23 protein-coding genes are annotated in these 20203 nt (G+C 71.4%); 5 read left to right on the top strand and 18 right to left on the bottom strand.

Annotated elements, in window-relative coordinates; genetic code table 11:
* The first annotated feature begins 338 nt into the window (after window positions 1–338).
* A complete protein-coding gene (locus CLV40_RS10535; RefSeq protein WP_104478658.1) occupies window positions 339–1139 on the top strand; it encodes a hypothetical protein in 801 nt (266 codons plus the stop codon).
* A 226-nt stretch (window positions 1140–1365) separates the two neighbouring features.
* On the opposite strand, the gene CLV40_RS10530 is transcribed toward CLV40_RS10535, so the two are convergent.
* A complete protein-coding gene (locus CLV40_RS10530; protein ID WP_104478657.1) occupies window positions 1366–2751 on the bottom strand; it encodes a glycine--tRNA ligase in 1386 nt (461 codons plus the stop codon).
* A 174-nt stretch (window positions 2752–2925) separates the two neighbouring features.
* Window positions 2926–3318, bottom strand: coding sequence for an antibiotic biosynthesis monooxygenase (locus CLV40_RS10525; protein WP_104478656.1), 393 nt, complete (start codon window positions 3316–3318; stop codon window positions 2926–2928).
* A gap of 136 nt (window positions 3319–3454) precedes the next feature.
* Between CLV40_RS10525 and CLV40_RS10520 the strand changes: the two genes are divergently transcribed.
* From CLV40_RS10520 to CLV40_RS10510, 3 genes are all read left to right on the top strand, one after another.
* On the top strand, window positions 3455–3709 hold the full coding sequence (locus tag CLV40_RS10520) for a hypothetical protein (RefSeq protein ID WP_104478655.1): 255 nt from the start codon (window positions 3455–3457) through the stop codon (window positions 3707–3709).
* A 991-nt stretch (window positions 3710–4700) separates the two neighbouring features.
* Window positions 4701–5060 (top strand): ArsR/SmtB family transcription factor, encoded by a 360-nt coding sequence (locus CLV40_RS10515; protein WP_374066463.1) that lies wholly within the window; start codon window positions 4701–4703, stop codon window positions 5058–5060.
* On the top strand, window positions 5057–5467 hold the full coding sequence (locus CLV40_RS10510) for a Fur family transcriptional regulator (RefSeq protein ID WP_104478653.1): 411 nt from the start codon (window positions 5057–5059) through the stop codon (window positions 5465–5467). Before CLV40_RS10515 ends, CLV40_RS10510 begins: the two co-directional genes overlap by 4 nt.
* Before the next feature lie 22 nt (window positions 5468–5489).
* Here CLV40_RS10510 and CLV40_RS10505 read toward each other — a convergent pair whose 3' ends face one another.
* From CLV40_RS10505 to CLV40_RS10455, 11 genes are all read right to left on the bottom strand, one after another.
* Window positions 5490–6266 carry a TIGR03943 family putative permease subunit gene (locus tag CLV40_RS10505; RefSeq protein ID WP_104478652.1) on the bottom strand — a complete coding sequence of 259 codons (777 nt, stop codon included), beginning with the start codon at window positions 6264–6266 and terminating at the stop codon, window positions 5490–5492.
* Window positions 6263–7288: a permease gene (locus CLV40_RS10500; RefSeq protein WP_104478651.1), complete on the bottom strand. Its 1026-nt coding sequence runs from the start codon at window positions 7286–7288 to the stop codon at window positions 6263–6265. Before CLV40_RS10500 ends, CLV40_RS10505 begins: the two co-directional genes overlap by 4 nt.
* 1188 nt (window positions 7289–8476) lie before the next feature.
* A complete protein-coding gene (locus CLV40_RS10495) occupies window positions 8477–8887 on the bottom strand; it encodes a hypothetical protein (RefSeq protein WP_104478650.1) in 411 nt (136 codons plus the stop codon).
* On the bottom strand, window positions 8884–9735 hold the full coding sequence (locus CLV40_RS10490) for an isoprenyl transferase (RefSeq protein WP_104478649.1): 852 nt from the start codon (window positions 9733–9735) through the stop codon (window positions 8884–8886). Before CLV40_RS10490 ends, CLV40_RS10495 begins: the two co-directional genes overlap by 4 nt.
* A 97-nt stretch (window positions 9736–9832) precedes the next feature.
* Window positions 9833–10600, bottom strand: coding sequence for a DNA repair protein RecO (gene recO / locus CLV40_RS10485; RefSeq protein ID WP_104478648.1), 768 nt, complete (start codon window positions 10598–10600; stop codon window positions 9833–9835).
* A 27-nt stretch (window positions 10601–10627) separates the two neighbouring features.
* Entirely contained in the window at window positions 10628–11536 is a 909-nt protein-coding gene (gene era / locus CLV40_RS10480; RefSeq protein ID WP_104478647.1) for a GTPase Era, read from the bottom strand.
* Between the two features lie 4 nt (window positions 11537–11540).
* Window positions 11541–11882 (bottom strand): hypothetical protein, encoded by a 342-nt coding sequence (locus CLV40_RS10475; RefSeq protein ID WP_104478646.1) that lies wholly within the window; start codon window positions 11880–11882, stop codon window positions 11541–11543.
* Window positions 11879–12214 carry a cytidine deaminase gene (locus CLV40_RS10470; RefSeq protein WP_104478772.1) on the bottom strand — a complete coding sequence of 112 codons (336 nt, stop codon included), beginning with the start codon at window positions 12212–12214 and terminating at the stop codon, window positions 11879–11881. The genes CLV40_RS10475 and CLV40_RS10470 overlap by 4 nt, the downstream gene beginning before the upstream one ends.
* The gene (locus CLV40_RS10465) at window positions 12207–13553 is read right to left on the bottom strand and encodes a hemolysin family protein (RefSeq protein WP_245931199.1); all 1347 of its coding nucleotides are present in this window, start codon (window positions 13551–13553) and stop codon (window positions 12207–12209) included. The genes CLV40_RS10470 and CLV40_RS10465 overlap by 8 nt, the downstream gene beginning before the upstream one ends.
* 6 nt (window positions 13554–13559) lie before the next feature.
* Window positions 13560–14099, bottom strand: a complete 540-nt coding sequence (gene ybeY / locus CLV40_RS10460) for an rRNA maturation RNase YbeY (protein ID WP_104478771.1) — start codon at window positions 14097–14099, stop codon at window positions 13560–13562.
* 46 nt (window positions 14100–14145) lie between these two features.
* On the bottom strand, window positions 14146–15201 hold the full coding sequence (locus CLV40_RS10455; RefSeq protein ID WP_104478645.1) for a PhoH family protein: 1056 nt from the start codon (window positions 15199–15201) through the stop codon (window positions 14146–14148).
* Between the two features lie 122 nt (window positions 15202–15323).
* On the opposite strand from CLV40_RS10455, the gene CLV40_RS10450 reads away from it, so the two are divergent.
* Window positions 15324–15665 (top strand): histidine triad nucleotide-binding protein, encoded by a 342-nt coding sequence (locus CLV40_RS10450; RefSeq protein ID WP_104478644.1) that lies wholly within the window; start codon window positions 15324–15326, stop codon window positions 15663–15665.
* 364 nt (window positions 15666–16029) lie between these two features.
* Here the strand turns inward: CLV40_RS10450 and CLV40_RS10445 are convergent, their stop codons facing one another.
* The 5 genes from CLV40_RS10445 to CLV40_RS10425 form a co-directional block, all read right to left on the bottom strand.
* Window positions 16030–16764 (bottom strand): 16S rRNA (uracil(1498)-N(3))-methyltransferase, encoded by a 735-nt coding sequence (locus CLV40_RS10445; RefSeq protein WP_104478643.1) that lies wholly within the window; start codon window positions 16762–16764, stop codon window positions 16030–16032.
* Window positions 16761–17915: a molecular chaperone DnaJ gene (gene dnaJ / locus CLV40_RS10440; RefSeq protein WP_104478642.1), complete on the bottom strand. Its 1155-nt coding sequence runs from the start codon at window positions 17913–17915 to the stop codon at window positions 16761–16763. Before dnaJ ends, CLV40_RS10445 begins: the two co-directional genes overlap by 4 nt.
* Before the next feature lie 63 nt (window positions 17916–17978).
* Window positions 17979–19001 (bottom strand): heat-inducible transcriptional repressor HrcA, encoded by a 1023-nt coding sequence (gene hrcA / locus CLV40_RS10435; protein ID WP_104478641.1) that lies wholly within the window; start codon window positions 18999–19001, stop codon window positions 17979–17981.
* 104 nt (window positions 19002–19105) lie between these two features.
* The gene (locus CLV40_RS10430; protein WP_146107985.1) at window positions 19106–19378 is read right to left on the bottom strand and encodes a HEAT repeat domain-containing protein; all 273 of its coding nucleotides are present in this window, start codon (window positions 19376–19378) and stop codon (window positions 19106–19108) included.
* Between the two features lie 82 nt (window positions 19379–19460).
* Window positions 19461–20003 (bottom strand): nucleotidyltransferase domain-containing protein, encoded by a 543-nt coding sequence (locus CLV40_RS10425; protein ID WP_219823941.1) that lies wholly within the window; start codon window positions 20001–20003, stop codon window positions 19461–19463.
* Window positions 20004–20203: the final 200 nt, after the last annotated feature.

The raw sequence follows: 20203 nt of genomic DNA, 5'->3' as shown, positions 1-20203 counted from the left end.
AGCACGACACCGACGAGAAGTCGGCGCAGGAAACGGCGAACCGGGCGGGGATGGGATGACACGCTCGCATCCTTCCAGAAGGGTGTCGCGGTGCTTCGGGACGGGGACTGTACGCGATCGGTGGGACGTTCACGGTCGCGGCGGGTTGCCGCGGAACGCGAAACCGACCTCTCCGAGTTGTCCACATACCTCCGAGTTGTCCACAGGCCGAGCCGCATCGCTTTCCAGCGCTTCCCAACCGGAGTTACCTCGTGTCCATGCGAACGAATCAGCAGCTCGGCGCGATCGAGACGGAACCGTTGATCAGCACTGGGAGCGCCCCGCCAGGTCCGTGGCCCATGCCGTCGGCCGAGGTCGTGGTGCTCGCGGACTCGGGCCCGAGCCGGGTCCAGCGGCTGCGCGAGGCCATGCGCCTGACGCAGGGCGATGCGGTGGTGACCGGGCGGGAGGCGATGTGGCTCAACGGCGTGCCGATCTCCTCGTTCGGCGCCATCCACCTGGTGGTGCCCGCCCGCCGCCCGAGTCGGCACGACGGGTCGGTCCGGGTGGAGACCACGTCGCGGATGCCCGATCCGCTGTGGCGACAGGGGTTCCCGACCGCACCACTGGCCAGGGCGACCGTCGACGCGTGCAGGCGGACACCCGGCGCGGGTGATGTCCGGGTGCTCGCGATGGAGGCCGTGCACCGGGGCGGGGTCACCATCGCCGAGCTGCATGAGGAACTCGCTCGCGGCCGGAGCAGGGGGACGACCCTGCTGCGCCGTGCGCTCGCCGAGATCGACCGCGGCGTGCGCACGGTGGTCGCGGGCCGGGCGGCTGAGGTGGTGGACCGGGCCGGGCTGCCGCAGCCCACCTGGACCGCTCGGCTGAGCACGGCCGACGACGCGCACCTCGCGGTGGTCGACGCGTGGTGGGACGACGTCGCCCTCGCCTGGGACGCCGACATCCACCGGCCCTGGGCGCCGCGCACCGGTCTGCTCGCGCTCAACCGCGCGGCCAGGCTGACCGCGGCCGGGATCGTGGCCATCCACACGGATCCGGCGCGGCTGCGCGGCGACGCGCACACCGTGGTGGACGAGCTGAAAGGCGCCTACCGGCTCGCCACCACCCGACCGAGGCCGGAGGTAGTCATGTCCTGATCCAGCAGCCGAGCGCTCGACCGCACCCGGTCGGCGTCCCGAGTCCGAACGCGACGAACACCGCCAGCCGTCCGAGCCTCGTGCCTGGACGGGTCGAATCCCCGTGGGATCACGCGGATCCGTCTGGCGCGGGCTGCCCAGGCAGTGCGCGCGGTGAGTCGCCTCGGACGGGCGCAGCTGCCGGTGGAGCGGGGCATCGACCCACGGCGCGCGTGCCCGGACCGCCTCAGCAGCCGATGAGCCTGCTCGCCAGGTAGGACTCGAGCTGGGCCATGGCCACGCGTTCCTGGGACATGGTGTCGCGCTCGCGCACAGTGACGGCGTGGTCGTTGAGGGAGTCGAAGTCGACGGTGACGCAGAACGGGGTGCCGATCTCATCCTGCCTGCGGTACCGGCGGCCGATGGCGCCCGCGTCGTCGAAGTCGACGTTCCAGTGCCTGCGCAGCGTGGCGGCCACGTCGCGGGCTTTGGGCGAGAGGTCGGCGTTGCGCGAGAGCGGCAGCACCGCGGCCTTGACCGGGGCCAGCCTCCGGTCGAGTCGGAGCACGACCCGCTTGTCGACGCCGCCCTTGGCGTTCGGCGCCTCGTCCTCGACGTAGGCGTCGAGCAGGAACGCCATCATCGGGCGGCCGACACCGGCGGCGGGCTCGATGACGAACGGCCGGTACCGCGAGTTGGTCGCCTGGTCGAAGTAGGACAGGTCCACTCCGGAGTGGTTGGAGTGGGTGGTGAGGTCGAAGTCGGTGCGGTTGGCGATGCCCTCCAGCTCGCCCCACTCCTGCCCGCCGAACTGGAAGCGGTACTCGATGTCCACCGTCCGCTTGGAGTAGTGCGAGAGCTTCTCCTGCGGGTGCTCGTAAACACGGAGGTTGTCCTTGGCGATACCCAGGTCGGTGTACCAGCGCGTGCGCTCGTCGATCCAGTACTGGTGCCACTCGTCGTCGGTGCCGGGTTCGACGAAGAACTCCATCTCCATCTGCTCGAACTCGCGGGTGCGGAAGATGAAGTTGCCCGGGGTGATCTCGTTGCGGAAGGACTTGCCGATCTGCCCGATGCCGAAGGGCGGCTTGCGGCGGGAGGTGGTCTGCACGTTCAGGAAGTTGATGAAGATGCCCTGGGCCGTCTCGGGGCGCAGGTAGTGCATGCCCTCCTCGGTCTCGACCGGGCCGAGGTGGGTCTTGAGCATCATGTTGAACTCGCGCGGCTCGGTGTACTGGCCGCGGGTGCCGCAGTTCGGGCACGGGACGTCGGAGAGGTCGTCCTCGGCGATGTCCTTGCCGGTCCGGGCCGCGTACTCCTCGACCAACTGGTCCGCGCGGAACCGCTTGTGGCAGGAGGTGCACTCGACGAGGGGGTCGTGGAAGGCGTTCACGTGGCCGGACGCCGCCCACACCTGGCGCGGCAGGATCACCGACGAGTCGAGCCCGACGACGTCGTCACGGCCCTGGACCATGCTCTTCCACCAGGCCCGCTTGATGTTGTCCTTGAGCTCGACGCCGAGCGGCCCGTAGTCCCACGCCGACCTGGTGCCGCCGTAGATCTCCCCGCACGGGTAGACGAAACCACGGCGCTTGCAGAGGCTCACGACGGTGTCGATCCGGTCGGCAGGCACTGCCCCTCCATGCGATGAAACTCGGGGTGGGAGAACTCAGGGGTCGAGCCCGTCAAGGGTAGTCCGCGGACTGCCGTTGGTCCGTTCGGGGGACACCCCGGCCACGGGATCCCGGTTCCTCGACGGGTGCTCGCCTGCTCGGCGGGCGCCGGAGGGGTGGTGGCGCGAACGCGACTAGCGGGCGGTCGTGGGACCGGCGGCCTCGCCGAGGCGGACGGTGTCGGCGTCGGCGGCCAGGAGGCTGGCGTGCTGCTGGACCCTGCCCGGGGCTCCTTCGCCGCCCGGCTCGCCTTCGAGGACGACCTCGTAGGCGGCGGGCTCGGTGGTGTCGGCCTCGGCGAGCAGCGGGATGACGTGGGTTCGGACGTCGAAGGGAGACAGGGATTTGCGGTAGGCGGAGACGGAGGTGAACTCCACGGTCAGCACCCAGGCCGTGGCGGACTCGGTGGAGCGGGCCAGCAGGCCGCGCTGGCAGCCGGGCTGCGCCAGCAGCAGTTCCAGGGCGTGCTTGGCGCGGGCGGTGAAGGCTTCGGGGTCGGTCGCGGTGAACCGGGCGATCAGCAGCACGCGCGGGTGCCTTCCTGGTCGTGGGTGCGAAGATGCTGCACCGTAGTTCACCCGGTGGACCGGACCGCCGGTGGAACCAGCGGCAGGCATCGACCGACCTAGAGACCCGGGAGACACCGTGCGGCGGACGCGCTCGATGAGGACACCGTTGCTGGCAGGGCGGGGACCGTTGGCGCGGGTCCCACCGGTCGCGGTGTTCGCGCTGGTCATCGGGTTGTTCGCGGCCGGGGTGCTGGTGCGCGGACCGGTCGGCGCCGTGCTGCTCGGCGTCCTCGCGGCCGGGGTCGCCGTGCTGCTCGCCGCGACCTGGGGCGTCCTGGCGCCGGGCCAGCGGTTCGGCCGGGCCTTGGTGCTCGCGGTACTCGTGGCGGTGGCGATCTCGGTGCTCTAGCGGCGTGGCCGCGGGCCGACCAGGCGGGCGGGACGGCGCCCTGGCGGAGCCGTGCCCGGGGTCGGGTGCTCCCGGTGGCGGCGGTCATCTCGGCGCCGCGAGCGACAACCACGGGCTGAACAAGGTGCGTTTACGGGTCGTGCGGGTCGGGTCGCGGGTGCGGGTCGGCGTGGAGCTGCTGGCGAGGACGGTCGAGCGACCGGACGGGGCAGCGCTGGGCGGAGTCGTCTGTTGGGGCGGGCGCGGGTTGGCGTTGGCGATCGCAGAGCTGTGGGTGGGGTTGAGGCCAGCGGGGCGGGACGGTGCCGATGGGCATCGGGTTGAGGTGCTCGTAGCGGTGGCGATCACGGTGGTGCGGTGCCAGGTCGGTCGACCAAGCCGGATGGCGCCCAGTGGAGTCGTGCGTGAGGTCGGGTGCCGGTGGCTGGCTCGGCGCTGTGGTCGGTGTTGAACGCGGCTGACCGGACGGGCGGGATGGCGTCGGGGGGATCGTGCTCGGGGGTTGGTGGGGGGCGACCACGGTGGCGCGGGGTGCCAGGTCGGTCGACCAAGCCGGATGGCGCCCGGTGGAGTCATGTGGGAGGTCGGGTGCCGGTGGTCGGCTTGGCGCTGTGGTCGGCGCTGAGGGCGGCTGACCGGACGAGCGGGGTGGCGTCGGAGTAGATCGGGCCGGGGGTTGGTGGTGGGTGGTGGCGGTGCTCTCGGGGCTGTAGGCGGGCATCGAGGCTGGTTGGTCACGTGGTCGGGAGCGGGGTGCGGTGGGGTGATCTCGAGGCCGTGGGTGCCTCTCGGGGGTGATCGTCCCGGTCGGGTGTGGTGGTGTCCGGTGGCGGGTTGGCGGGGCTTGTGTGCGAAGTGCACAGCCGGAGAGGCCACCCTGAACTGCGAAAGCGCCTAAGATGAATACGGTAACCATCACCCCGTCGGTTTCGGTCGTCGGGCACAGGAGAGGACGACGTCGATCGTGACCTCGGAAGCCGCGTCGCACGAGCTGCGGGCAGCCGCCGAGCAGCACGACCACTCGTCTGATCGGCCCGTCGTGGCGGCCGCCACCCATCGCAGGCCCGCCATGACGCTGACGGCGGCGGGGGATCTGCTGCGGGCGCTGGCGGCGCCGGTGCGGATCGCGATCGTGTTGGAGCTGCGGGAAGCCGACCGGTGCGTGCACGAGCTGGTCGAGGCGCTGGGGGTGGCGCAGCCGTTGATCAGCCAGCACCTGCGGGTGCTCAAGTCGGCGGGTGTGGTCTATGGGGAGCGACACGGCCGGGAAGTCGTCTACCGGCTTGTGGACGAGCATTTGTCGCATATCGTCGTGGACGCTGTTGCACACGTTGAGGAAGGCGACCGGTGACGACGGAGCGAACCTCGGCGACCGTGCCCGGCAGGCGCTCCACGCGCCAACGGACGGCCGTCGCCCAACTGCTCGACCAACTCGATGAGTTCCGCTCCGCCCAGGAGCTGCACGAGGAACTGCGCAAACGCGGTGAGGGCATCGGTCTGACCACGGTCTACCGCACCCTCCAGTCCCTCGCCGACGCCGGTGAGATCGACGTCCTGCGCACCGATTCCGGCGAGGCGATCTACCGCCGGTGCTCCCGGCACCACCATCACCACCTGGTGTGCCGAACCTGCGGGCACACCGTGGAGGTGGAGGGTCCGGCGGTCGAACGCTGGGCCGATCGGGTGGCCGCCGAAAACGGTTTTTCCCAGATTAGCCACACCGTCGAGATCTTCGGGACCTGCGAGCGCTGCACCTGACCGCCCCCGCGCGTGGGTCCCGCTACTCGTACGGGTTCTCGGGTTGGGTGATCGGCGTGAAGCCGGTCGGGATCAGGGTGGGGACGTACTCCGTCGCCTCCGTGGCCGAGCCGGGCTGGACGTGGCCGGTCACCTCGACCCAGGTGTCGTTCGCCAGCGCCTGCTCGGGCGGGGTGTCCAGCCGGACGCGGACGGGGAGGACGTCGGCGGCGCAGCAGGCGATGGACAGCCGGGCCAGGTAGGTGGTCGGGCCCTGGTTGACGATGAACGCGGTCAACCGGACCTCCCGGCCGTCCAGCGAGTTGCCGGAGTCCCAGGCGGCGCGCGCGGCGAAGTCGCTCATCGTCAGCGCGACCGGGTCGCCCGGGGCCAGCGGGGAGAACAGGATCTTGTCGGCGGCGCCGGAGGAACGGGTGACGGCGGCCCGGTTGTCGCCATTGGCGACCGCGTCGGCGCCGAGGGCCGGTGGGGCGATGAGGAAGATCGTCAGGACCGGGACGAGCAGGAGCCAGGCGCTGCGCGCCGTGTGGTTGTGGCCGTCGTGTTCGTCGTCGTGGCTGTGGTCGTGGGTGTCGGGTGACGATTCGTCCGGCTGGGACGCGGCGGCGGCCGGGGTGGGCCGCTTGAACACGTCACGGGCGATGGAGACGGCGGCCAGCAGGAGCATGACCGCGCCGCCCCCGATCAGCCAGGGCTGGTGGGCGGGCTTCACGTACAGCAGGTAGGCGCCGGTAAAGCTGATCTTCAGCAGGGCGCCGCCCGCGAGGATCAGCAGGATGTTCTGGGTCTCGCGCCTCATCCGGCACCTCCGAGCAGGATCACGCCGGGGACGACGGCGCAGACCACGGCCACCACGAACGTCGCCGGGGCGAAGCGGACGGCGAACGCGCGGCCGAAGGTGCCTGCCTGCAGGGCGAACAGCTTCACGTCGATCGCGGGTCCGACCACCAGGAACACGAGCTTCGGCAGCAGCGGCATGCCCGCGATGGACGCCGCTACGAACGCGTCCGCCTCGCTGCACAGGGCGAGCAGCACCGCCAGGACGGCCATCACGACGACGCCGAGCACGATCTGCTCCCCCAGTGTGTCGACCCATTCGCGGGGGACGGCGACGTTGAGGGCGGCGGCGATCAGGGCGCCGATGACGAGGAAGCCGCCCGCGTCCACGAGGTCGGCGCGGGAGGTCTCGAAGAACAGCCGCCAGCGGGTGCGGCCCGCGGGTTCCGGCAGCCTGCGCAGGGCGCGTTCGATGATCCACTCCGCCTTGCCGAACCTGGCCCACAGCCAGCCCATGACGATCGCGGTGGCCAGCGAGCCGATGAGGCGGGCGACCACCATCTCCGGGTTGTTCGGGAAGGCGACGTTGGTGGCGACCAGCACCACGGGGTTGACCGCGGGCGCGGCCAGCAGGAAGGCCAGCGCCACCGAGGTCGGCACGCCCTGCTGCATCAACCGCCGCGCGACCGGCACGGCCGCGCACTCGCACGTCGGCAGCGCCACCCCGGCGACCCCGGCGACGGGTACGGCTATCGCCTGCTTCTTGGGCAGCAGCCGGTTGAGCACCGAGCCGGGCACGAACGCCGCGATGGCACCGCTGATGAGCACACCGAGCACGAGGAACGGCAGCGCCTGCACGCACACCGCGACGAAGATCGTCGACGCGGTCCGCAGCCGGGGCACGTCCAACCACGACGTCAACCGTCCCTGCAGGAGCAGCGCGACGACCAGGAGGGCGCACAGCACCTCCAGCGAGGTGATCCGCCACTTCCGCGCCGCGGCGGGCTCGGCGACCTCGACCGGCGCTTCCGGCGGCGCGCTCACACCGACCTCGGCCGGGAAACTGGTGACTGTGCGCGCATGCTCCAATACCTCACGCCGCGAATGATGCCAGCCCGCCAACCCGCGCGGGACCCGCCCCTTGAACTTTGTTCACCGATGTTTGCCAGCGACTTCGCCCCACACGTGGGAACGTCCGACCCGACCAGCACCCCTTCGGCCAGCCGTGACGGAGCGTCCCCAATCCGATCAAGCCCACACTGCCCGAAGGGGCACTCGGACAAGGGTCCGCCAACCTGGATCGCACAGAGGTGGCGCGAACCCGCCCCCACCGTCTCCGCCCACACCGACCTCGCCCCCGTCCCGTTCTTCGGGTCGCCGCAGCACGACAGACGCGGCGCGGCACCGCGAATTCGATCATGCTCCAACGCCCGCGAGGGGTCCCCTCCCTGGGGGAACCCCTAATTTCAAGCGTAGAAGTGAGGGCGGGCGCACGGGAGTGGTCAGGCCGAACCGGTGGACAACTCCGGCCTATGTGGACAAGTCCGCTCCCCGGCGAGCCGAGCAAGATCCACAACGGGGGTTCGGAGGAGCCGGTGGGAGACCGCCCGCTCGATCTGACGCGCGGAGTGCGCGAATCGCAAGACCAAGTCCCTCGGCAGCGGCAGTACGGCAACCGGCCCGCCAGAGCGGAGGCGGAGCCCAGGGGCCGATGCGGTAGCGGCGATCTCGGGCGGGCGGCGACCAATGCCGCTTGCCACAGCACCGCCCCGGGCCGGCCGAGGCGATGCGGCGAAACGGCTTGGGTCCCGGCTCGCCAGAGCGGGTGCGAGAGCCCAGCGGCCAAGCGGCCGCGGCGGATCTCGCCCGCGCAGGCGGCGAGCAATGCCGATTGCCACAGCACTGCCCCGGGGCGGCCGAGGCAATGCCACGGAACGGCTTGGGTCCCGGCCCACCAGAGCAGGTGCGAGAGCCCAGCGGCCAAGCGGCCGCGGCGGATCTCGCCCGCGCAGGCGGTGACCAATGCCGATTGCCACAGCCCAGCCCCGGGCTGGCCGGGACGATGTGGCGGAACGGCTTGGGTGGACCGGGTCGATGCGGGTCGGACAGTTTCCACACGACGTGGTCAGAGGCGCTGGTGGACGCCCGTTCGGCCTGGTGCGCGGATGGTTGTCGGGGTCGATCGTGACGCGGTCGAAGGAGTCACCCAGCAGGCAGGTCGTGCGAGGAGGCTTAGGTGGCGGTTGGTTGGCCCAGGAGTTCCGTGCGGAGTTGGGACGCGGTGGAGACCACGAGCATGAGCAGGGTGCCCAGGGCGGCGGCGGTGAGGCCGTCGGCCGGGAAGGTGTAGCGGAGGGTCACGTCCATCCCGCGTTCGGTGTGGACGACGCCCAGCGTGCCGAACAGGCCCTGCCCCGCGCGCTCGGCGGCGGAGACGGCCAGGGACGGGTCCTCGGGCAGGTCCCACGCGACCACGCACGTCAGGGTGAGGACGGTGAGGCCCTCCACCAACTCCATCGCCTGCACGGCGCAGGGGACGTCCGCGTGGCGGAAGGTCAGGGCGCCGTCGGTGTCGACCGCGACGTCGTGGAAGGACTCCAGGGCCTCGCGGGCCTTGGTGAGCAGCGCGTGCTCGACGGTCATTCGTCGTTCTCCTCGTCCTTGAGGCGGGCGGCCACGTCCGCGGAGTCCGCCGCCTTGCCGAAGCGGCGGTCGCGGCGGGCGTAGGTCTCGATGGCCTCCCACAGGTGGACCCGGTCGAAGTCGGGCCACAGGTGGTCCTGGAACACCAGCTCGGCGTAGGCCGACTGCCACAGCAGGAAGTTGGACGTGCGCTGCTCCCCCGACGGACGGATGAACAGGTCCACGTCCGGCATCTCGGGGTGGTACATGTGCCGGGCCAGCGTGCGCTCGTCGACCTTCTCCGGGTTGATCTTGCCCGCGGCGGCCAGCCGGGCGATCTCGCGGGCGGCGTCGCCGATCTCGGCGCGGCCGCCGTAGTTGACGCACAGGGCCAGGTGCAGCAGGTCGTTGTCCTTGGTGATCTGCTCGGCCACCTCCAGCTCGCTGATCACGCTGCGCCAGAGCTTGGGGCGGCGGCCCGCCCAGTGCATGCGCACGCCCAGCTCGTCCAGCTCGACCGTGCGGTGGCGGATGACGTCGCGGGAGAAGTTCATCAGGAAGCGGACTTCCTCGGGGCTGCGCCGCCAGTTCTCCGTGGAGAAGGCGTACAGCGACAGCCACTTCACGCCGATCTCGATGCAGCCGCGGGCCGCCTCGACGACCTGGGCCTCGCCGCGCTTGTGGCCCTCGACCCTGGTCAGACCGCGCTGGTTGGCCCACCGGCCGTTGCCATCCATGACGATGGCGACGTGCTGGGGCACCAGTTCCCGCGGGATCGCGGGTGGACGGGCACCGGAGGGGTGCGGTTCCGGGGGTGAGATCGGCCGCCCGGCGTCACGCCTGCTTTGGGTCCGCCGCCTACGCAGCACCGCACAACTCCTTCACACACCGGGGACCTAAGACTCGACGACACTACTAACCCGACCGCCGCCCCCCGAAATCGCCGTCCCACCAGGGCAACGGTGACTACTCGGCTTCGCCGGCCGACTGGCGTCCCACGAACGGGCGTCGCTCGACCAGGGGAAGCGATCGCAGTTGGCGTTCCAGGTGCCACTGCAGCAGCGCCGCCACCAACCCGCTGGCCTCGCGCCGGGTCGAGTCGGTCGCGCGTTCCGCGCTGTCCCACCGACCATTCGCCAACGAGTCCATCAGGTGCAAGACCTCGTACGGCGGACTCGCCGACCCAGGTGGCTTGCACCGCAGGCACACCGACCCACCCGCGTGGACGTTGAACGCGCGGTGGGGTCCTGGATCGCCACACCGCGCGCATTCGGTAAGAGCCGGTGACCAACCCGCGAAAGCCAACGCGCGCAAGAGGAACGCGTCGAGCACGAGGGACGCGTCGCGCTCCCCGTCCGCCAAGGCGCGCAGCGCGCCCGCCACGAGCAGGTAGAGCCGGAGGACGGGTTCGCCCTCTTCGGCGGACATCCGGTCCGCGGTCTCCAGGATCGCGCAGCCCGCGGTGTAGCGCTGGTAGTCGCCCACGATGCCCGCGCCGAACGCGTCCAGCGTCTGCACCTGGGTGATCACGTCAAGCGTGCGCCCGGTGTAGAACTGCACGTCGACGTGCGCGAACGGCTCCACCCGGGCACCGAGCCGCGAGGTCGTGCGGCGCACCCCCTTGGCCACCGCGCGGACCTTGCCGTGCTTCTGGGTGATCAGGGTGATGATCCGGTCGGCCTCACCGAGCTTCTGCACGCGCAGCACGACACCGGTGTCGCGGTACAGGCTCATCCGCGCATTGTCCCACGACACGGGTGCTCAGAAGCCGAGCCGGCGCAGCTGCTTGGGGTCGCGCTGCCAGTCCTTGGCGACCTTCACGTGCAGGTCGAGGTACACGCGGCTGCCGAGCAGCCCCTCGATCTGCTTGCGCGCCGCGGAGCCGACCTGCTTGAGCCGCTCGCCCCGGTGCCCGAGCACGATGCCCTTCTGGCTGGGCCGCTCCACGTACAGCACCGCGTAGACGTCGATCATGTCGTCGCGGCCCTCGCGCGGGTTCATCTCCTCGATGGTGACCGCGATGGAGTGCGGCAGCTCGTCGCGCACGCCCTCCAGCGCGGCCTCGCGGACCAGCTCGGCGACCAGGGTGGCCTCGGGCTCGTCGGTCAGCTCGCCGCCCGGGTAGAGCTGCGGGCCCTCGGGCAGCCGGGTGACCAGCAGGTCGGCCAGGGTCGACACCTGGAACCCGTCGACGGCCGACACCGGCACCAGCTCGGCGAACTCCATGACGTCCTGCAGCGCCACGAGCTGCTCGGCCACCTGCTCGGGCCCTACCAGGTCGGTCTTGGTGACGATGCCGATGACCGGGGTGCGCTTGGCGACCTTGGCCAGCTCGGCGGCGATGAACCGGTCGCCGGGCCCGACCTTCTGGTCGGCGGGCACGCAGAGGCCGACCACGTCGACCTCCGACCACGTCTCCCGGACGATGTCGTTGAGGCGTTGGCCCAGCAGCGTGCGGGGGCGGTGCAGGCCCGGGGTGTCGACGATCACCAGTTGGGCGTCGTCGCGGTGCACGATGCCGCGGATCGCGTGTCGGGTGGTTTGCGGTTTGTTCGAGGTGATGGCGACCTTGCTGCCCACGAGCGCGTTGGTGAGCGTGGACTTGCCCGCGTTGGGCCTGCCGACGAAGCAGGCGAACCCGGAACGGTGGCCATCGGTGGAGCTGCTCACCGGCTCATTGTCTCCCGGCCGTCCCCGGTGCTTGCACGCGGTTCAGTTCGAGGGTCTCCGGCAGCGGTGCGACGCCCGGTCCACCGGCGGTCAGCCAGGCGTCGATGTCGTCCACGACGGCGTCGTCGAGCACGAAACCCAGGTACACCGGCTTGGCGCCCCTGGCCTGCACGACGACCACGTTGGAGGTCTCGCAGGTGTCCAGGCACTCGGCCACGCGGACGGTGCCGCCGTGCCGGGCGGCGATCTCGCGCAGGCGGTTCAACTGGCGGTAGTGGTTGACCGTGGGGTGCTTGCGGACGGTGCCGCAGCAGCAGTCCCGGCAGACGGTGACGCGCAGGCTCACCGGAGCACGTCGACGACGGTTCCGGCGGTGTCCGCGCGCAGCACGGGCGCGTCGGCGGTCAGGTCGCGCACGGCGGCCAGCGAGTCGGCGTCGACGGCGTCGGCGCCGGTGACGACCGCGGCGGCCTCCAGCCCCTCGGCGCCGCTGGCCACGGCGGCGGCCACGGCGGCCTGCAACGCGGTCAGCTTGAGCGACGGCAGCGCGACGGTGGCCGCGGTGTAGGTGCGGCCGTCGGTGTCGCGCACGGCGGCGCCCTCGGCGGCCCCGGTCCGCGCCCGGCTGGACCGGGCCAGGGTGACGATCTTCGCGTCCTCCGGGTCGAGCTCAGCCACGCCCACCGCTCCTCTCCCACTGCTCCGCGACGGCCCGTTCGCCGTCCTCCCCGTCGCCGTCGGTCCCGGGGGTCGCCACGGGCCGCACGACCACGGAGGTGATGCGCACCCGGCCGCGGTTGTCCTTGCCGCCCTCGGCCCGGAACCGTAGCCCGGTGATCTCCGCTTCCGCACCCGGCAGTGGCACACGTCCCAGCCGCTGGGCGAGCAGGCCGCCGACGGTCTCCACGTCCTGGCCCTCCAGTTGGAGCCCGAACAGCGCGCCGAGGTCCTCCACCGGCAGCCGGGAGCTGACCCGCACGGCGCCGTCGTCGAGGTGCTCGACCGGGGGTCGGTCGTCGGTGTCGGACTCGTCGGTGATCTCGCCGACGATCTCCTCGAGGATGTCCTCGATGGTGAGCAGCCCGGCGGTGCCGCCGTACTCGTCGACGGCGATGGCGATGTGGTTCTTCGACACCTGCATCTCGCGCAGCAGGTCGTCGAGCCGCTTGGTGTCGGGCACGAACGCCGCGGCGACCATCACGACGGCCACCGAGGTGGGGGTGGTGCCGCGGTCGAGCCCGGACCGCACGAGGTCCTTGAGGTTGACCACGCCGACGATGTCGTCGACGCTCTCGCCGATCACCGGGATGCGGGTGTAGCCGGTGCGCAGGGACAGCGCGAGGGCCTGGCGGACGGACTTGGTCTGCTCGATCCACACCATCTCGGTGCGCGGGACCATGACCTCGCGGGCGATGGTGCCGCGCAGCTCGAACACCGAGTGGATCATCTCGCGCTCGTCGGCGTCGACCACGCCGCGCTCCTGCGCCAGGTCGACCAGCTCGCGCAGCTCGACCTCGGAGGAGAACGGGCCCTCGCGGAAGCCGCGGCCGGGGGTGATGGCGTTGCCGACCAGGATCAGGAACCGCGACAGCGGGCCGAGCACCGAGCCGAGCACCCGCACCGGGCCCGCGGCGATGAGGCCGACGCCGTAGGGGTGCTGGCGGCCGATGGTGCGCGGTCCGACGCCGACGAGGACGTACGACACCACGATCATGCCCAGCGCGGCGACCAAGCCGGCCAGCCAGCCGGGTTCGATGGCGCGGGCGCAGACGGTGGTGACCAGCACGGTGGCGGCCAGTTCGCAGCTCAGCCGCAGCAGGAGCAGCAGGTTGATGTGCCGGGGTCGTTCGGTGACCACGGCCAGCAGCTGCTTGGCCCCGGTGCGCCCGGCGCGCACGAGCCCTTCCACGCGGGCCTTGGACACCGCCGACAGCGAGGCGTCGGCGGCGGCGAAGACCCCGGCGGCGAGCACGAGCAGGATGGCGACGACGAGCAGGCCGACCGAGTCCGCGGGCACCGCGGGTCAGTCCTCGGGGTCGGCGAGGCCGACGGCGCCGAGCAGCTTGTCGTCCTCGACGCGCTGCGCGGCGCGGCGCTTGGCGTCGGCGGCGGCGGTGCGGAAGTCGGCGAGGATGCGCTTCTGCAACGCGAACATCTCGCGTTCCTCGGCGGGTTCGGCGTGGTCGTAGCCGAGCAGGTGCAGCACGCCGTGCACGGTCAGCAGGTGCAGCTCGTCGATCAGGCTGTGCCCGGCGGTGCGCGCCTGGTCCTTGGCGAAGGCCGGGCAGAGCACGATGTCGCCGAGCAGGGCGGGCCCGGACTCCGACGCGTCGGGGCGGCGGGCGGAGTCGAGCTCGTCCATGGGGAAAGCCATGACGTCGGTGGGACCGGGCAGGTCCATCCACCGCTCGTGCAGGTCGGCCATCACGTCCAGCTCGACGAGCAGCACGGACAGCTCGGCGAGCTTGCTGACGTTCATCCGGTCCAACGCGAACCGGGCCGCCGCGACGATCGACGCCTCGTCGACCGCCACCCCCGACTCGTTGGCGATCTCGATACTCACCGGACCATTGTCCTCGACACCGTCCGCACCGTCGCGCAGGGCCGCCCTAGCGGCCTTGCCGCCTGCCACCGGCCCGCACGGGCCCGCGTCGCGGGTCCTCGGCCTCGTCCTGCGCCACCTGCCACCGCTCGTAGGCGTCGACGATGGCCCCGACCAGGCTGTGCCGGACCACGTCCGCGCTGCTCAGCTCGGCGAAGTGCACGTCGTCGACCCCGCCGAGGATGTCCTTGACGACCTTCAACCCGCTGCGCTGCCCACCGGGCAGGTCGATCTGCGTCGTGTCACCGGTGACCACGATCTTCGACCCGAACCCCAACCGGGTGAGGAACATCTTCATCTGTTCGGGCGTCGTGTTCTGCGCCTCGTCCAGAATGATGAACGCGTCGTTGAGCGTCCGCCCACGCATGTACGCCAGCGGGGCGACCTCGATCGTGCCCGCCTGCATCAACCGCGGGATCGTCTCCGGGTCGATCATGTCGTGCAACGCGTCGTACAGCGGCCGCAAATACGGGTCGATCTTCTCGAAGAGCGTCCCAGGCAAGAACCCGAGCCGCTCCCCTGCCTCCACCGCGGGCCGCGTCAGGATGATCCGAGAAACCTGCTTGGCCTGCAACGCCTGCACGGCCTTCGCCATCGCCAAGTACGTCTTACCCGTACCCGCGGGCCCGATCCCGAACACGATCGTGTTCGCATCGATCGAGTCCACATACTTCTTCTGGTTCAACGTCTTCGGCCGGATAGTCCGCCCCCGCCGAGACAGGATGTCCAGGCTGAGCACCTCGGCGGGCGACTCGGCGGTCCCAGCCGACAACATCGCCACAGTACGCCGAACGGTGTTCGGATCGATCTGCCCTCGCCCGGCGAGCGTCGTCAACTCCCCGAACACCCGCTCCGCGAACGCCACGTCCGCAGGCGCCCCCGACAACGTCACCTCGTTGCCACGAACATGCACGTCGGCGTCGAGCAACTCCTCCAACAACCGCAGGTTCTCATCCCGCGACCCCAACAACGCCAACACAGCGCCTTCCGGGACCGCGAACCGAGACTGCGCGTCACGGGCAGGTGTGGACTGGCCGTTACCCCCAGGTGCAGTACCCGTCACGTGCTCTCGGCCCTACCTTCTGCGCCCCGCGCTCCACCACCAGTACGCCTCGATGCTAGCCCTCCCACCACCCCCAACGCACCGGAGAAACCAAGCCACAACTCCTCGCTAGGGTGCGACCCATGAGCGACTGCCTCTTCTGCAAGATCGTGGCCAAGGAGATCCCGTCCACCCCCGTCTACGAGAACGACACGGTCTACGCCTTCCACGACATCAACCCGCAAGCCAAGGTTCACGTCCTCGTAGTCCCCCGAGAACACCACCAGGACGCCAAAGACCTGGCAGGCAACCCCGACCTACTGGCATCGGTCCTGCTCGCAGGCACAGAAGTAGCAAAAACCGAGGGAATCCTGGAGTCCGGCTACCGCTTCGTCTTCAACACCGGCGACGACGCCTGCCGAACCGTCTTCCACGCCCACCTACACGTACTAGGCGGCGAACAACTAACAGCCTTCGGCCGCTAGCCCACTCCCCCAACGCGCTCCGCGCGCTCCACACGTTCCGCGCCCACGCGTTCCGCGCCCACGCGTTCCGCGCCCACACGCTCCGCGCCCACACGCTCCGCGACCGGACCACGCTGGTTCCGCCACCCATCGCACCGTGGGGGGGTTTGGGGGGCTCGGCCCCCCAATATTGGGCGCGGCTAAAGGCGAAGGTGTGCTCACCGAAGTCGCCGAGGAAGCCGCGCGGGCGGTGAAGCCTGGGGGTCGCTCCACCGCCCCGCGCGGCGCCGCCGGACCGAGGGGGGAGGTGTCCGGCGGTAGTCAGGCGAATGCGCTTCGCGATAACTGAAACGCTTTGCGGATAAAGGGTAAACCCTGCACGGACTCAGCGCCAGCGGGCGGTTAGGGCACCTAGGGCGCCCAGTGCGACCGCCGCGGCGGTGGAGGTGCGCAGAACGGTGGGTCCGAGCCGTACCGCTCGCCCTCCCGCCTGTTCAAGGGCTTGGATCTCTTCGGGTGCCACGCCGCCTTCGGGGCCGACGACGAGGACAAGATCACCCGATTCGGGTAGCGCCAGTTCGGCCAACCGGGTGGCCCGATCGGCCTCCAACACCACGCCCAACTCGCTCGCGCGGACCAGTTCGGCCAGTTCGGCCAACCCGACCGGTTCGGGTACCTCGGGGACCCAGGCGCGGCGGGCCTGCTTGGCGGCTTCACGTGCGGTCGCACGCCATTTCGCCAGGGCTTTCTCGCCGCGCGGGCCGTCGTCCCAGCGGGCCACGCACCGGGCGGCGCGCCACGGCACGATCACGTCGGCGCCCGCCTCGGTGGCCAGTTCGACCGCGAGTTCGCCGCGGTCTCCCTTGACCAGTGCCTGGACGACGACCACCCGGGGCCGCGGCGGTGGTTCGTCCCACCGTTCGGCGACCGTCAGGTCGAGGCTGTCCTTGCCCGCCGCGACCACGGCGCACCGGGCCACGGCGCCGCGGCCGTCGGAGACCAGCAGTTCCTCGCCCGCGCGCAGCCTGCGGACGGCCGCCGCGTGCCTGCCCTCGGGCCCGTCCAGGGTGAACGCCGGGCCCGGGGGCAGCGCGTCGACCAGGAACAGCGCCAGGGTCATCGGGTGTGGCGGGAGCGCAGCCGGGAGAACAGCCCGCCCGCGCGACCGTTCGCGCTGGCCAGGGTGTGCTCCTCTTCGCCGCGCAGGGTGGCGAGTTCGCGCAGCAGTTCGGTCTGCCGGGCGTCGAGCCGGGTCGGGACCTCGACCTCGACGTGCACGTGCAGGTCGCCGCGCCCGTCGACGCGGCCGGTGGAGCGCAGCCGGGGCAGGCCGCGGCCGGACATGACCAGTTGGGTCTCGGGCTGGGTGCCGGGTTCCAGTTCCAGTTCGACGGTGCCGTCGAGGGTTTCCAGCGGTACGACGGCGCCGAGCGCGGCGGTGGTCATCGGGATCCGCAGGGTGCAGTGCAGGTCGGCGCCTTCGCGTTCGAAGGTGGCGTGCTGCAGTTCCTCGACCTCGACGTACAGGTCACCGGCGGGGCCGCCGCCCGCGCCGACCTCGCCCTGGCCGGAGAGGCGCACGCGCATGCCGTCGGCGACGCCGGGCGGGATCTTGGCGGTGATGGTGCGCCGGGCGCGCACCCGGCCCTCGCCCGCGCACTGGTGGCAGGGGTCGGGGATGACCTCGCCGAGGCCGCGGCAGACCGCGCAGGCGCGGGCGGTGACGACCTGGCCGAGGAACGACCGCTGCACGGATTGGACCTCGCCGCGTCCGCCGCAGGTGTCGCAGGTGATCGGGGAGGTGCCCGCGGCGCAGCCGTTGCCGCGGCAGACGTCGCAGAGGATCGCGGTCTCGACCGCGATGTCGCGGCTGACGCCGGTGGCGCACTCCTCCAGGGTCATCTGGATGCGCAGCAGCGCGTCGGAGCCGGGCTGCACGCGGCTGCGCGGGCCGCGCCCGCCGCCGCCCGCCGCGGCGCCGAAGAAGGCGTCCATGATGTCGCCGAGGCCGAAGCCGCCGAACGGGTCGCGACCGCCCCCGCCGCCGCCCGCGTTGCCCAGCGGGTCGCCGCCCATGTCCACGATCTTGCGCTTCTGCGGGTCGGACAGGACCTCGTAGGCCGCGGTGACCTCGCGGAACCGGGCTTGCGCCGCCTCGTCCGGGTTCACGTCCGGGTGCAGTTCGCGCGCGAGCTTGCGGTAGGCGCGCTTGATGTCCTCAGCGCTCGCGTCCTGCCGCACCCCGAGAGTGCCGTAGTAGTCCCTCGCCACCGTGTCCAGTCCTCCTGCCCCGGGCGGACCCGGGGACGCGTTGTTGCCTTCGCTCGGCCAGCTTTATCGACCGAGGATCTCGCCGACGTAGTTCGCCACCGCGCGTACCGCGGCGATGTTGGTGGGGTAGTCCATCCGGGTGGGGCCGACCACGCCCATGCCCCCGAGGAGGGCGGCGCGGGTGCCGTAGCCGATGGAAACGACCGAGGTGCTGCGCATCTCCTCGGCCTCGTTCTCCTCGCCGATGCGCACCGAGATCATGCCGGGGTCCGCGGTCGCGGCGAGCAGCTTGAGCACCACGACCTGCTCCTCGAGCGCCTCCAGCACCTGGCGCAGCGAGTGCGGGAAGTCCGCGGCGCTGCGGGTGAGGTTGGCGGTGCCGCCGAGCACCAGCCGCTCCTCGGGGTGTTCGACCAGGGACTCGACCAGCACGGTGGCCAGCCGGGTCATGACCTCGCGCAGGTCGGCGGGGGCGGTCTCGGGCAGTTCGGCGACGCTGGCGGCGGCGTCGGAGAGCCGCTTGCCCGACAGCGTCGAGTTGAGCATGGTGCGCAGCCGGGCGACCGATTCGTCGGTGATGACGTCGCCGAGGTCGGCCATCCGCTGGTCGACCCGACCGGTGTCGGTGATCAGCACCAGCATGAGCCGGGCGGGGGTGATGCTGACCACTTCGACGTGGCGCACGGTCGAGGTGGTCAGCGTCGGGTACTGGATCACCGCCACCTGGCGGGTCAGCTGGGCGAGCAGCCGGACGCTGCGGCGCATCACGTCGTCGAGGTCGATGGCGCCGTCGAGGAAGCTCTGGATGGCCCGGCGCTCGGCGGTGCTCAGCGGCTTGACCTCGCTGAGCCGGTCGACGAAGAGCCGGTAGCCCTTGTCCGTGGGGATGCGGCCCGCGCTGGTGTGCGGCTGGGTGATGTAGCCGTCCTCCTCCAGCGAGGCCATGTCGTTGCGCACGGTCGCGCTGGACACGCCGAGGCTGTGCCGCTCCACGATCGCCTTGGACGCCACGGGCTCGTGGTTGCTGACGTAGTCGGCGACGATCGCGCGCAGCACCTCGAACCGGCGTTCGTCCGAACTGACCACGGGCCACCTCCCTCGTCCACGAGCCCCGCGAACAAGTTTACGGAGGGCGGCGCGGAGCCGGTCGGTCGGTTTACCCCGGTTGGTCGGCCTGCGGTGCGGACGGCTCAGCGGGCGTGCTCCAGGTTGCGCAGCGCCGCGGACGCCGCGATGCGCACGATCGGGTCGTCGTGGCCCGCCGCCCGGGTGATGATCTCGGTGCCGCCGGACCCACCGATGCGGCTGGCCAGGTAGATCGCCTTGCAGGCGAGCACAGTGTCGTCGGTGGTGGCCAGCTCGGCCAGGTGCGGCAGCGCGTCGGGGCCCAGTTCGGTCGCCGCGTCGAAGTCGACGTCGGCGCCGGTCAGCCGTTGGCGGACCTCTCGCATGGTGACGAGCATCGCGGTCACTCCTCGGGTCGGCGGTCGCGCCCGGGCACGCGGGCGCTGCCAAGAAGAGGTGCGTCGGCCGTACCAGATACGGTCACTCGGTCAAGTGGGGCCGAAAGTCCCGAACTCCCCCATCGAGCGCGGCGAGGAGCAGCGCGATGTCCCCGGCGTCCTTCGGGCGCCTCCGCAGGCCGGGGACCCAGACGGGCATCATCCGCTTGATCTCGACCTGCGCCCGGGGGTGGACCACCCGGGCGGTAACCCCACCGAGCGTGGCGCGCGGGCCGTCGAGCAGGTCGGCGGGCCACCGCTCGCCCGCGTACGGGCCTGCCGGGACGACCGGGGCACCGGTCGGATCGGTGCCGAAGTAGGCGACGCCGTGCTCGACCCCGTCGCGGGCGAGGTCGGCCTGCGCCTCGGGGACGCCGCTGACCAGCCGGGAGTGGCCCGCGGCGAGCAGGGCGTCGACGAGCCGGGGTGCCTGGTCGACGTGGACGAACCAGTCGACGTCGACGTGCGGGCGGGTGACGCGGCCGAGGAAGAAGTCCATGGCCCAGCCGCCGCGCAACCACACGTCGACACCGATGCGGTCGGCGAGCGCCACGACTTCGGCGATGGCCGCGAGTTGGAGGTCCACGCGGGGATGATCGCGACGGGCCGGGTGCCGTGGCCAGCGGATATCGGGTGGGAAGGTTGGACCGGTGCTCGACCGCGTGGCCGGGTGTGCGCGTGCGGAGGTGATTCCCGCCTCCATCGAGGTCGGCGCCGTCGCACGCCGATCTGGAGCAGACCCGCGCGTACCTGCGCGGCCTGCCCGGCGTGCGGGAACCGCGGGAC

Source organism: Actinokineospora auranticolor, from assembly GCF_002934265.1.
Lineage (GTDB): Bacteria > Actinomycetota > Actinomycetes > Mycobacteriales > Pseudonocardiaceae > Actinokineospora > Actinokineospora auranticolor.
Note: the sequence above shows the minus strand (reverse complement) of the source record. Positions and strands in the feature narration are given on the sequence as shown.